4 protein-coding genes are annotated in these 15,404 nt (G+C 45.3%); 3 read left to right on the top strand and 1 reads right to left on the bottom strand.

The annotated features are described in order from the left end of the window. The first annotated feature begins 7 nt into the window (after nt 1-7). Together ZOBGAL_RS13680 and ZOBGAL_RS13675 are read left to right on the top strand one after the other, a co-directional pair. Complete coding sequence (locus ZOBGAL_RS13680; RefSeq protein ID WP_013994232.1) at nt 8-502, top strand: IS1096 element passenger TnpR family protein; 495 nt, start codon at nt 8-10, stop codon at nt 500-502. Between the two features lie 97 nt (nt 503-599). Next, nucleotides 600-1,658 (top strand): nucleoid-associated protein, encoded by a 1,059-nt coding sequence (locus ZOBGAL_RS13675; RefSeq protein ID WP_013994231.1) that lies wholly within the window; start codon nt 600-602, stop codon nt 1,656-1,658. A 58-nt stretch (nt 1,659-1,716) separates the two neighbouring features. On the opposite strand, the gene ZOBGAL_RS13670 is transcribed toward ZOBGAL_RS13675, so the two are convergent. Then, nucleotides 1,717-2,799 carry a hypothetical protein gene (locus ZOBGAL_RS13670; RefSeq protein ID WP_013994230.1) on the bottom strand — a complete coding sequence of 361 codons (1,083 nt, stop codon included), beginning with the start codon at nt 2,797-2,799 and terminating at the stop codon, nt 1,717-1,719. 167 nt (nt 2,800-2,966) lie between these two features. Here ZOBGAL_RS13670 and ZOBGAL_RS13665 point away from each other — a divergent pair, with 167 nt between their 5' ends. Next, complete coding sequence (locus ZOBGAL_RS13665) at nt 2,967-15,269, top strand: T9SS type B sorting domain-containing protein (protein WP_046287498.1); 12,303 nt, start codon at nt 2,967-2,969, stop codon at nt 15,267-15,269. The last annotated feature ends 135 nt before the right edge of the window (nt 15,270-15,404 follow it).

The following is a 15,404-nucleotide window of genomic DNA, read 5'->3' as shown; positions in this document are numbered from 1 at the left end:
TGCGGTTATGATTTATAAGATACGTGTCATTTTAGATGCCCAAGAGGATATTTTCAGAGACCTCGAAATAGAGGCCAGTACTTCTATGGAAGAGTTTCACAATGCCATAGCACAGTCTTTTGGCTTTTTGGGCAATGAAATGGCCTCGTTTTATACCTGTGACGAAGAATGGAACCAAGACGAAGAAATAGCCCTTTTCGACATGAGTGAAAACGGGTCTGACGTTCGTTTGATGAACGAAACCTTCTTAGAGGATGTCATGACCGAAGAGAGTCCGAAACTTATCTATGTCTACGACTTTTTGAGTATGTGGACATTTTATGTCGAACTCGCCGATATTGTTTCCTATGAGGCCGGCATAACCTACCCGAACCTGTTGTTCAGTTTTGGGGAACTTCCGGAAACCCCTCCGGAAAAAAACTTTGAGTCGAAGCCTACCTTCGATTTCGACGATACCTTTGAAAATTACGATGATTTAGATTTTGATGAAAACTGGAACTGATATTTTCCTAAAATAGCATTCCCTTTCATTACATTTCATCCTTCTGGACGTACGGCACGTACCCAGACCTTTCTAAAATTAAAAAAACTATAGACATATGATTAACCTCTACCCTACCCAAATCGAAACGATTTCCCTGCACCGAGTGGGGAACAAGAATAAGAGTGAAGGTATTTTTCTTTCCGAAGAACCCTTCTCGCTCAATGATGAGACCACTGGTCTTTTAAAAGAGTATTTCTTCAAGCCTTTCCGCGAAAAAGAGGAGAACTATTTTAAATTGACGAATGATGTAGATGTAGAGTTCAACGAACTTTACAAGATCGTTTCCGCCATATTCGACGACCCGGAGAGCATGCATGCCAATTCGAAAAAAATTGCCACCCACCTTTTCGAACAATCGAACCACCCACATATTAAGAGCGGAGAGGTTTACGTGGCCCATTTATCAAACGTAATGCTCGACAATGTCAAGACCGAAGCCATCGGTATCTTTAAAAGCGAGCTTAAGCACGACTTTCTTCAGTTTGAAGAAAGGGGCAACAACCTAGATATCGTTATTCAACAAGGTATCAATATAAATAAGCTCGACAAGGGCTGTCTTATTTTTAATGTCAATAAGGAGGAAGGATATAAAGTACTTTCCGTAGACAGCAACCGCTACGACACCAAATACTGGCTCGAAAACTTTTTGGGTGTCGACCCCTTGGCCGATGAGAATTTCTACACCAAAAACTACTTGAAATTTTGTCAGAATTTCGCCAAAGACGTGGTATTACCTGCCGAAGACAAACAGCAAGAAGTGCTTTTCATGAATCGCGCAGTCAACCATTTTGCCAAAAACGATGCTTTTGAAGAGACCAATTTTTTAAACGAGGTACTCGAAAACCCCGAATTGGTGCCCGAATTCAAACATTACAAAGAAGAAAAAGGCCCAAAATACAGTATTGAAGATGTCTCCAATTTTGACATTGCCAACAAAGCGGTTTCCGATGCCCGTAAAAAGATAAAGAACGTCATCAACCTTGACACCAATATTCAGATAAAAATGGATTTTATCAACCCTGAGTCGGCAGAAAAATTTGTTGAAAAAGGGTGGGACGAAGAACGTCAGATGTACTATTACTTGGTATACTTCAACAAAGAGGAAAAAAGCTAGTACAAAATTGTTTCTTATCAAAAGCTATCGATTGCCAGTGCACTCGATAGCTTTTTTTTTAGATTTTTATTCGGTGTTCTATAATCTGTTTCATACTTACATCTTCGTAATTACGGCGTACAAAGTTCAAGGCCAGATCCAATACTTCCCCCATAGTTTTCGACTTTCTGAACTGCTGATCTAGCGTAAGTTCATAAATCTGCTCACGCAACATTTCAATATTTTCCTGGGTAGAAATAGTGTCTTTTTTCCCAATAGACCGCAATCGTTTTATACGTGCCCCCGAACTCAATATTCTCTTGGCTACGATCGATCTTTCCTCTAGTTTATACTGATCTACGGAATCACGCTTCAACTTCTTCCTGACCAACTCTACCATTTCAAAGTTCTCCTTAAAAAATTGAGGTCGATAGACCTTTAACTTTCCTTCAAAACACTGCTGGTCGAAATCTATGGCCCGTATGCGGTAGACAACATGATCAAAATCGTGTACAGGAACAATAACGTAATTATAAGATCTCATATCACCCAATAAGCGGATCATACAACGCTCATTGAACTTTACGAACTCTTTGGCCAATTGTGATTTTTCCGACTCGGTACAATTGGGCAACATATCCTTAATAAAAACATCACCGGGTATACCCGCTATGTGCTCTTCTATGAGCGTATCCTTATAAACCAAAAAATTCAGGTTATAAGGCGAAAGCATGTGCTCCAGTTCAAGTCCGTATATCCGCGACGCATCGGTTTTCTTTACATAGAAATAGGTGAAGTTATCGTTGAGAATATTTCTTACCTTGATTCGAAAAGGCTTTGAGTTTCCGAAGGTGCAAAAATCGACGGCATCTATATTAAGGTATTGGTGAATATTATTGCTTCCATCGGAATGTAGAATGGAATATACCTTTTTTAGGCTATTATCTATTTCAATCCTATCGAATTCAGAGTAGTAGACCCTGACCCACAATGTATCTTCATCATCCGCATCATAAACGACAACCGACCCTGAAAACCGCAACAAATCTTCATAAAAAATAGGGATCTCAATTTTTCGGCTGTAATGCTCTAAATATTGGTCCAATTTTTTACACACCGGATAGGCCGGCTTTTTTTTCGACATTAACCTCTCTTCTGACATACTATCAATTTACTTACAAATTAGGCAATTCTGCAAAATAATTTAAACCTAAAAAACAGGTTTTGCACTTAAAACAACAGAATATATACGATTGCCAACATTTTTTTAGCCATGTTATCAAAGTACGTTTTATTTGTTTGTTGTTCCACATCAAACCATCCATACCGATGATTAATTTGCTTAAACCATACCTTAAAGTAGTTCTTTTCTTTTTAACAGCGTTTAATGCATTTTTAGGTTTCTCCCAATTGAGCGACCTGCATTACCTTCCCCCATTAAAACAGGGGCAAAACAACCAAGCGATACAGCAACAGGCTATTTATCTTTCTACGCCTGAGCCCACCTCTTTTACGGTAAACGCCTATAGGGGAACAAGCGGTACTCCGATTGCTACTTTTAATATCAATAATGTTAGTCCGGCCGTTTATACCTTGAGTAACGGTGACAACAATATCACCTTAGTTGACAACAATCACACCGGAGTGGTATTGGACGATGCAGGCCTAAGGTTTGAATCTCCTAGCGGTAACCGATTTTATGTCAACTATCGCGGTGTTTCAGCGGCCCAGGCAGCATCTCTGACCTCCAAAGGTAGAGTTTCTATGGGTACCCGTTTCAAATGGGGAGGCTTGCCCAACCTTGGTTCACATAGTTCAAAATCGAACACCTTGGGCATTATGGCCACCGAAGACAATACCACAGTGCGTTTATACGGCTATGACCCCCGATGTGAATTCCGCCTACAAGGAGATCCCGATGGGCTTACCGACGATTCGTATACCATAACCCTAGATGCCAACGAATCTTTCGTATTCGAAACGGTTTTATCGGAATCTACCGCCCATGTAGACGGTTGGATCGGAGCAAGCATAGAAGCCAATAAAAATATAGTTATCAGTAATGGTGGACTTAACACCGGTAGACAGGCCGGCAACAGCAATAGGGATGCTGCCATCGACCAACCCGTGCCCGAAAATAGATTGGGCAAGGATTATGTTTTTGTTAGGGGAAATGGTACCAATTCGACCGAATTCCCCTTGATTATAGGTATTGCCGACAACACACAAATATTTGTGAACGGTAGCGCTACGCCTATTGCCACTATAGACAATGGCGAATATTTTGAAATTCCCGGCACCTACTATTCCAGTAGCTCGGCCGGAGCCAATATGTTGGTAACGACCTCAAAAGATGCCTATGCCTACCAATCAATGGCCGGTGGTAGTGCGGTTTATACCCACGGACTTAACTTTGTTGCCCCGGTAAACTGTCTCTTACCCGATGTAATGGACAACATTCCCGACATCAGAAATATAGCGGGCACTACGGTAACCGGAGGTGTTACCATCATTGCCGCCACCACCACTCCTGATGCCAATATTTCCGTAACCGATGGCAGCGGCCCGGTTGCACTACCGGCTTCGACCCCGGTGGCGGGATCTACCGACTGGAAAACGATTTTTATACCCAGCCTCACCGGAAACGTAAGCGTTCAATCAACTGGCCCTATTGCGGTCGGATTTTTTGGTTTGAACGGTGCACGTGGCGTGGCCGGTTATTTCTCCGGTTTTGACACCGTACCTGTCGTTGACCTAGGTATTCGCGGAGGAAGCGGTTGCTTTGTAGGTTCCGAAATTTTTGAGGCTACGGGAAATTTTGATGCCTACCAATGGTTTGGGGACGGAGTATTGATTCCCGGAGCAAATGGTGAAAGCTATGCCCCTTCCGTAGCGGGAGACTACTTCGTTAGAGGTACCAAAGGACCGTGTACCTACGATTCCCAACCGATATCGGCCTATTATTGCGACCCTGATGTCGTGGTGAACAAAACCGTAGACAAGTCTGAAATCGTGGAAGGCGAAATGGCAACCTTTACCATAAAAGTCAGAAACCTTGGTGTTGGCCCATTGACCAATTTAAGAATTACGGATGATATTCCCGCAGGACTGAGCCTTGTAAATGCACAGACCATAACAGGCACTTGGAGTGGTAACACTTGGAATATTGGAACCTTGAACGGTGGTGAAACCGCATTTTTGACCCTAGAGGTACAAGCGGATGAAATCGATACGCTGCCATTGCTAAGTTTGACCAATACAGCATATAACACACAAGATCAACCCGACACCAATATTACGGACGACAACCCCTCTGCCCATATCATCGTTCATAATGATTTTGACAAAGACGGTGTAATCGACATTGTTGACCTTGATGACGATAATGACGGTATTTATGACGAGGACGAGTGTGACACACTTTCCTACAACATTACTAACGGCACCCCGGTTACCAGTAACCTAATGAGTCTCAACAACTATTTGGTACTCGACGTATTTTCATTGGACAACTCGTTCTACTTAAGCATCAATGGGAATGATATTGCCGGGGAAATACAATTTGAAAATGGTGCCGGAGGGAATTACGCCCGCTTTTTAGATGGCAGCATACATGGAACAAACGGCAATTCGAGCATATGGACCGTAAGTGGCTCCAACGGTAATCCCGTAATTCGGATTGTAATCGACCAAAGCGGTACATTCGAACTATTTGGCAAAAGGACCACTGGTAGTCCCCTTGAACCCATGGTTCTTGACACCCCGCCCAGTACCATTGCCTGGAACCCCTCTGGAAATAATACCGTTACCATAGACCAAGATGTAAGGGGCCCCACCAATATGCGTGGCGTGCTTTTAACGGCCGGTTGTGATACCGATGGTGACAATTACCCCGATTCATTGGATTTAGATAGTGATGGCGACGGTTGTAGTGACGCCAACGAATTTTACAAAGACGACACCGCAGATGGCGGCGACGGTGGAGAGTACGGCACGGGAGTACCTGTAGTCGACCCTATCGACGGAACTGTAAATGCAGCTTCATACACCCAAGTCTATGCGCCTATCATTGTTTTAGGAAATACTTCAGAGGAACTTGGCGGAACAAACATTAACGGCCAAGACCTGAACTTGGGAGACACTTTTAACTATGTCATCCGTTTTCAAAATACAGGTGATGACGATGCCACCAATTTTACGATAAGAGATGTACTTCCCGACAACGTAACTTTAGACAATGTAGATTATAGTGATGCCCCAGGGGCTTCGCATACCTACGACCCCAATACGCAAACCATCAGTTTTACCATTCCTGATGATTTGGTGCAGATTGGCGACCCGGAGTACAAGATCAAAATAACGGTTTCCATTTCCGGTAATTGTTCCGAGTTCGTTGCCGCCTGTGCATCGCAACTTGAGAACCAGGCCTATGCCACTTATACCGGCACGGTGAACACCAATACTTTTTCGGACGAGGACGGCAGTAACCCTGCAGGAGCCTGTACTACTACATTGGAGGTTGCCACCAATAACGTAGCCAATGCGCTCACCAACTGTAATCTAGCCAGAACGGTCCTACTTTGTGGCGATAATGTAACCCTTACCGCCGGTTCCGGTTTTACCACGTACAACTGGGCAATTGATACTAACAACAACGGACAAATCGATTCTGGGGAGACCCTACCCAACAGTGGCGACCCAAGTACTTTTACCGCCACCACAGTAGGAAACTACATTGTTGAAAAATCAGGAGCTGCCGGATGTTCCGATCATGTGGAACGAATCACCGTAAATCGTTTTGGAACGGTCCAGACCAACCCTATTATCGATTACTTCAATCAAGTCAATAGTGATTCCAACCCCGATAATGACATTCAAGGTGAAGTTGTAGAATGCTCTATAGACGGAAGTTTGCTGCCCAACATTTTCCTTTGCGGCATCAATGACAGTGCTTCCATCCAATTGGGGATCACTGATGCACAAAGTATAACATGGCAAAAACTGGACGAATCAAGTTGTGGGGCCGTTAGCGATAAATGCGCCAACACAAACAGTACATGTAGCTGGGACGTACAGACGGTACAAAATAATTTTACAGTAACCGAAAGCGGAAGCTTTAGAGTGGTTATCGCGTATGAAAATGGATGTTTCAGCCGATTCTATTTCAACGTTTATCAAAACACCTTGGATTTCGATTATACCCCTTCGGATATTATCTGTAATACCGATGGCTCCATACGTATTACTGGTGTAGGTAACGGCTATGGTTATCAATTGTACAATGTATCGAACAATACTATAGAGGTTCCATTCAGCGCGGGACAAGGCCCTGATTTTAGCATTGCCACTAGTGGCACTTATAAAGTACAGGTTACCCAACTCGACCCTGCTACGGGAGCCCCTATTCCGAACGGTTGTGTTTTTGAAACCGAGGATATAGGAATTCAAGAACGAAACTTTCAGGTCAACCTAAGCAGTACCCCAGCGGATTGCGACGAACTTGGAACCGTTGCCGTACAAGCCTTGAACGTTTCACCTACTTACAGCTATGAGTTGTTCTTAGATGACGGCAGTAATGGAGGTAGCGGCTCGTTCATTCAATCGGAAATGGTCGTCAACGACAATACGCACACCTTTACTGGTGTTGCCCCGGGCGATTATATAGTGGTCACCAGCACTACGGATGGTTGTACCGACAGTCAGACCATCACCGTGGATGAAATTCCACAATTGCAACTGACCGCTGCAAACCAAGAGAATATTACGTGTACCGCAGGTGTTATCAACTTGACCCCTTCGGGCGGTACCACAGGCTATCAATATGCGATTTGGAGTAAGGACGGCATCGCAAATTACGCCGATGAAAACAGTATCCCCGATACGGATTTTACCGCTAACTCGAACTTTTTATTCGGTTACCGGGGAAGTCCCGCTGCATATTTCCCCAACGAAGATGGCGACTATGTTTTTATTGTTAAAGATGACAATGGATGTTATGGATTCTCCAATATCGTACATATGGACGATGTGGGAACCGTTAGTATTTCTGCCACTAACACCGATATTGTTTGTGCAGACTCATCTACCGCGGTCTTGACGATAAACGCTTCGGGCGGTACCCCTCCCTACCAATATAGTTTGGATGGAGGCACCACCTACCAAAACGAAAATTTCTTTAACGGCCTTGCTAGCGGCAACTATACGATTACTGTAAAGGATTCAAGCGGTACGGGCAGCAACGAATGTGTGGCTTCCATAGACTATGAAATCGTTCAACCGTTTAGACTTACAGCATCACCGGCTATCCTAGAAGACGCTTCTTGCAATCCTTCAGGGGCCTTGATCAAAATTTTAAATGCCAATGGAGGGCAATTGCCTTATGAATATAGTTTTGATGGAGGTAGTTCGTTTCAAGCTACGAACGAAAGAAGGCTTTCTTCGGGCACCTACCAATTGGTACTTAAAGATGCCTTGGGCTGTACCTTCAATATGGAAATCACCGTACCGAACAGTCCGACCGACCCCAGCTTCGACAGTGACGTCACCTATAACTGCGATGGTAACGGCGTTATTACCATAACCCCGTCGAACACCACGGACTTTGAATATACCTACCAAATCGACGGATCGGACAATTCGCCAGTTGACAGTAATATCTTCAGCAATGTAACCCCTGGTACGAAAACCGTTACCGTAGGCTACACAAGCACCTTGGCCGCCGGTCAAAGTACCTTGTTTTTCGAAGATTTTGGCACGGGTATAAGCACGGCCATCGGAGAAATCGGGCCTGGCTATTGTTTTGAACCGCAAAACGGTAGTGCAACCACCTGTAACCTTGGTCCTGCAGGCATTTTGGTCAACGGGGAATATACGGTCACCACAGCGGTTACCAACCCCAACACCTCATGGAGAACCCCTAACGACCATACCGGACTAACGGATGGCAGATTCATGGCCATAGGGGTAAGTACCTCAGCGGGCAGCAACAATATCTTATGGTCTAGGTCTGGATTGGAAGTCCTCCCCGACCAAGACATTACCATATCTTTTTACGCCTATAACCTATTAAAAACCGGTGCTTTGGGCAACGACCCTGAAATTCTTGTAGAGCTTGTAGATGCTTCAGGAACCCTTATTAGTAGCACCGCCACTACGGCAATTCCTAAAAATAACAATGCCGATGATTGGCATTTAAGGGAGGTTACCTTTAATCCTGGAGCAAACACTAGCGTTGGTGTGATATTACGCACCAACTTGGATAGCGACTATGGAAACTTCTTGGTCTTGGACGATATCCAGGCCTCCCAGATTCCTGAACTATGTGAAAAAACCCAAGACATCACGGTTTCCGTAGAAACAGGAAAAGCCTTTGAAGTGGCTATATTGGGAAGCACTAACCCTACTTGTAACGGCAATACAAACGGAAGCATCCGTTTTGAAGTCAACAATTTCGACCCTGCCTTCGGCTATGAATATTCTTTGGACGGGGGTACGAGTTGGATCGCCGAAACTACCTCCCCAATTACCACCCCTGCTACACTGGGCGATGGTACATATGGAATAATGGTTAGAAAAGTAGATGACAATTCATGTACGGCAACTTCGGCCACATCGATAACCCTGACCGCTCCAGCGGCCATAGTACCCAGCCTACAACAAACAGCAGAATATACATGCCTCAATACAGGAGCTACATTAGAAGCTTCGGCTACGGGTGGTACACCAGGTTATGAATATCAATTGGAAGATACTTCGGGCACCCCTGTTGTAAGCTATCAAACCAGCACCATCTTTAACAACGTGGCCGACGGCGATTACCTAATTCGTGTCAGGGACACCAATGGTTGTGAAGTACTTTCCACTGTTCCGGTAACGGTTTCCGCTCCCGAAACCATAGATTTCGATATCACCTATACCGAATGCTATGACGGTGCAAACAACGCTACCATTACCGTTGATGTCACCTCCGGTAATGGCGACTACACCTTCAGTCTAAACGGCGGCGGCTGGGTTACCCCGGCATCGGCTACCCCTACGACCTATACGTTCTCGGGCTTGGCCAACGGAACATACACTATTGATGTAGAGGATGCTTATAGCTGTGGACCTGTACAAAAAAGTGTTACCATTAGTCCGCAATTGACCGGCAACGCCACTTTACAATCGGACAAAACATGTACCGACGATGCCGAGATCAACCTCAACATCACCGGTGGTTCGGGAAGCTATACCTATGAATGGTCCACTTCAACGACGGGACCATGGGATGCTACCGGATTTACCGCAGATACTTTTTCTACAAGTACTGCAGGCACCTATTACTTTAGGGCCACCGACACCTCAACCCCTACGCCGTGTACATTTGTTACCAATGCCGTAACGGTTACGGAAGCCGTTTCCCCGGCAATAACAACTATTACCCCGACCCACCTAACCTGTAACGGAGACAATACCGGTGCCTTGGATATCGACATCGATACTTCCATAGGTTTGGCACCATACACCATCAATGTGTACAACACGACTACCTCAACGGATTATGGCGAGAATACCACGAGTTTGGCCGCAGGTGATTATACGATTACCGTAACCGATAGTAAAAATTGTACCATAACAGGAACTACGACTATTAATGAGCCAACTATTATAAATCCGAATATTGTATCTACCGATTTACAATGTACGCCTACTGGCACAGAGTTGGGTACGATTACTATCGATGCCACTGGAGGTACTGCAACGTATACCTATAGGGTCAATAATGCCGATTTTAGCGTTTCTGAAACTTACGACACTTCTTCGGGCACCAATGACCATACCTTTACCGGTCTGAATTTTGGAGAATATACGGTTACCGTAACCGACCATAATGGTTGTGAAACCGTGAGCTCGGTTACGATTGCCACGGGTCCGGATATTTTGATTACGACCCAAGGCGCCTCTGGTTGTACGCCCGGAAGTGGGGAAATGCTAGTGGAGGCCCAAGCTTCTACAGGCCCATTGGGAGCCGGTTCGTTCTATTTCGCCGTATTCCCGGCACCTCCGTATGATCCTAGCGATCCCGCTTGGTTCCCGGAAGATGCGGTATTGGACAACAGCTATAATTTTACTGGCTTAACACCGGGTGTAACCTATACCTTTATTGTACACGATACGGATACCAACTGTGAATACATGCAAGAAGCTACGGTTCCGGTTTCTACCAGTTCCAATTTAACTTCTACCATAGACAGTACAACACCGATTACGTGCTTCGGCAGTTCCGACGGAAAGGTTGAGTTTACCATTTCGGGTTACGATGCCACTACCGTTGGCTATGAAATTTTCCATTACGCCACAAATACAAGTACCGGAATAACCGGAAGTATTTCAGGTGCTGTCGGAGGCCCCGAAACCGAAATAAAAGACCTTCTGCCTCCCGGTGAATTCTATATTCTGTTCACGGAGACGGACGGGACCAATACCGGTTGTGTAAATACTTCGGACATCTTTGTAATCGAACAGGCCCCTACCCTATTGGAAGTTTCCGCTACGGCCACTAAAAACGCCAACTGTAACGAAGATGGTACCATTACGGCTTCGGGACGCTACGGGGTGGGTCCGTATGAATATCAATATTTACCCGATACGGCTACGGCCCCGACCACAACATCAAGCGGATGGGAAACCGGTACCGTGAAAAACGTTGCCGCAGGTGATTATATCGTCTATATTAAAGATGCCCATGACTGTATCCAGCACACTTCGGTTACCGTAGGCTTTGATACGGCCCCTGAAATTGATACGATCGTCATAAGCGACTATTGTGTAGCTGAAGGCAACTATTCCGTAGAAGTGACATTGACCACCCCAGATACCGCTCCGTACAACATAAGTGTGAACGGCGGTGCCCTACAAAGTGCCAATTTTGTTGGTGGGGTTTACACTGTTACGGGATTAAGTTCCTCCACTTCGCCACAATCCATTTCGATATCCGATGTAAATGGATGTGGTAATTCGGAAAACTTCGATATAGCGCCTAAATTCCAGGCTACGGCACAGATTACCAAGTTATTGGATTGTAGTGGCAGTCCGAATGCCGAAATTACGATTACCGCTTTTGACGGCTACGGTTCCTTTGAATATGAAGTTTCCGGACCGGTCAACCAAGCAAGAACGGCAATACCCGGTCCTGCGAATACCATTGTTTGGGATGGGGCTTCAAGCGCAGGAACGTATACCGTTTCCGTTTATGATACCAACACTCCTTTATGCAACCCAATTACATTCACCTTGGAAGTAGAAGATGCCGTTGTACCCAACTTTACGGCAACAGCGACAGATGTTACTTGTAATGGAGGTACTGACGGTGCAATAGCGATTACCGAAATAAATAATGGCATTAATCCTTTGTTATATACCTTAAGTCCCGCCAGCGCAACATTCAATACTACGACAAATAGTTTTGAAGGCCTTGCTGCCGGCACATATGACGTTCTTGCAACAGGAACAAATGGCTGCACAACAACCCGTACTATTGTGGTTGACGAACGCCCGGCCATTACTTTCGATACGCCAGTTGTAGATCAATTTGGCTGTACTTCCGATAATGCGGTCAACAATGCCCTAATCACCTTGGACGAGGCTTCCCTGTCAGGTGGCAGCAGCACCTATTCCCGTTACGAGTTTGAAGATGTTGCAACAGGTACTATTTTACAAAGTGGATTAAGCCCGACATATACCTATACGGATTTTGCCGGAGGTAGTATTATTGTCCGTGTATTCGATGATGCCGGGTGCTCTGCAGAACAAACTGTTACCATAAACGCCTACGATGCCTTGGTAGATGCTACCATCACCGTAGATAGGGACATAAGCTGTATCAACAGTGGCGAAGACATCAGTATAGATGTTAGCAGCACTTTTACCGACTTTACGTCCAACCCTGGCAACTATGAGTTCAGGCAATTACCATCTGCCACATACCAAGCTTCGAACCAGTTCTTGAATTTGGCCGTGGGCACCTATACCTTTGGTATTCGAAATATCACCACAGGATGCGAAATTACCCGAACCCATACTGTCGAAGAACCCAATACTTTTGATGTCGTCGTTGAAAAGCTATCCGATGTAGTCTGTCACGGCGATAACGGCAGCATACGATTGACCCTCGTAGACGCTACGTATACCACAGGATTCTCATACTATATCTACGACACCAATGACACCCCTGCGGACCGCTCAGACGACGGACCAGCGGTAATCACGGGTAGTTCGGTCAATGTAGGGCCTACCCCGGCCATTGCCGTACCTGCCGGAAATTATTTGGTAGAAGTGGTACAAGATGATTTACCAAATTGTAGTCAAGTCCGTTCGTTTACCATTACCACACCAAGCGCACCCATAACCTTGGCAACAATCGATACGGAAGACGTAGGTTGTACCAACGATCTTGGTAGTGCCAATATCGTACCCCTAGGAGGCGAAGCACCCTATGACATTATCTTGACCCATAATGCTTCAGGCACCTCGTACACGGCCAACCAAGTACATAGTTTCCTTTTCCAAGGATTGGGCGCCGGACAGTATACCGTGGAAGTAAGCGATAACTTAGGTTGTAACCCGACTTTCGCCAATGCCTTCGAACTCGTCGTACCCGACCCGATTACGGCTACCATTTCAAGTACGACCTTGCTGTGTATTGGCGATACGGATGCCTCCGTCACGGCTGCGGTAGCCCCAAGAAATGTAACCACAAATTACAGGTACATTCTCAACACCTATGCCGATGCCACAGGTACGACCCTATTGCAAACATCGAGTTCGCAAACCACCAGTACCTTCGACAACTTAAGGTCCGGTTTCTATAGTATCACCATTTTAGATGATATGAACTGTAGCTTTGAAACCGCTGTTGAAGAAATTGTCGAACCTACCGAAGTAGGGGGACAACTGGTTACGGCACAGCGATTGACCTGCCTGTCCGATGCCGAACTGCTATTGACGGCTTCGGGTGGTACCGCTCCCTACATGTGGAGTACGGATGGAACTACCTACAATGCCATGAACGAAACCAGTGGACCGAACAGTCATTTGTTCACCAACATAACACCTGGTGTTTATGAGTATTACATTCGCGATAGTTTTAATTGTGTCTCCGTACTGACCAACAGTGTTACCATTAATCCGATAGAACCGCTACAGGTTTCAATAGACGATTCGGCCGCTACGGTCAACTGTAACGGACAAAGCACGGCAGCCATCGAGGCCGAGGCCGAAGGCGGATTGGGCAATTACCAATACGCCCTTTTCTCCGATGCCGCACTTACCAACGAGATACGGGCGAACCAAACGTCAGGCCTGTTTACCGACCTGCCAATGGGAAGCTATTTCGTAAGGGTACAGAGCGAAGATTGCGAGCTGGTTTCCCAAGAAATCCGCATAGACGAGCCAGCGCCTTTAATGGTCAACACCGAAATTAACAATGTCACCTGTAACGGTGCCAATGACGGTAACATCGTGGTGAACATGACTGGCGGAACAGGTACCTATCAATATGCCATTTCCCCGAACTTGAGTCGGTTTAGCAATACCAATGTTTTTGAAGAACTGGCCCCAGGTGATTATACCATTATTGCACAAGACTCCAACGGTTGTTTTGAGGTAATCGACGCTACCATAACCGAACCAACGGTACTTGAAGTAACTGCTACCGCATCACCCGAGATATGTGTAGGCGAGGAAAATGGAGCCATTGAATTGACCATTACCGGTGGCACGGCCCCATATAGCACACGCTTGGCCACAGAAGCCGATTTTGTTCAAGACCGTACCAGTTTGACCGGTTTGGCGGCTGGATTCTATATCATCTATGTTCAAGACGCCCAAGGCTGTGAAGAGAATATCTCGGTAACCATAGACCAAGGAGTCAACCTAGGAGCTTTTGTACAACCCGTCTACGGATGTAACGGCAATACACCTAACAATTACGTGAATATAGTTCTTGATGATACGAGCATAGAAAAAGACGTGCTGTTCGGCCTAGACACCACCGATCCATCTGAAATGCAACTGAATCCGTTCTTTAGGGATCTCGCTCCTGGTTCCCATTACATTGCCATTTCACATGCGAACGGCTGTATGGCGACCTACGAATTTGAGGTAGAGTCGTTCGAGCCATTGAGCCTAACGGTAGAACAGACCAATATCAATGAGATTACCGCAACGGTTAACGGTGGTAGGGAAGGATATACCTATTATTTCGGTGACACCAACAATGGTTCCGATAATGTCTTCTATATTACCAAAACGGATACCTACTTGGTTACCGTAGTCGATGAAAACGGCTGCGAGACTACCGAAAGTATCTTTATGGAATTTATAGATATCGAGATTCCTAATTTCTTTACGCCTAACGGAGACGGTGCCAATGATATTTGGAAACCGAAAAACATTGAAATATTCCCGAATATCTTTATCAGCATCTATGATAGATACGGTCGTACCGTATACCGGTTCAAGGACAACCAAGATGGTTGGAGTGGAATTTACCAAGACTCGGAGCTTCCTTCTGGAGATTACTGGTACATCATTAAATTGAACGGTGAGGCCGACACAAGGGAATTCGTCGGACATTTCACCCTCTACCGATAAGCACAATCAACTAAAACAAAGACAGTTACAATAGTAGCTGCCTTTGTTTTTTTACCCTTAACAACTATAAACAAGGCTTTGACAACTAATATTTGCCAACATGCTACAATTTGAGTTGATTTGACAAACATTCAT

This window comes from Zobellia galactanivorans (genome assembly GCF_000973105.1).
Classification (GTDB): domain Bacteria; phylum Bacteroidota; class Bacteroidia; order Flavobacteriales; family Flavobacteriaceae; genus Zobellia; species Zobellia galactanivorans.
This window is presented reverse-complemented; position numbering and strand designations above follow the sequence as displayed.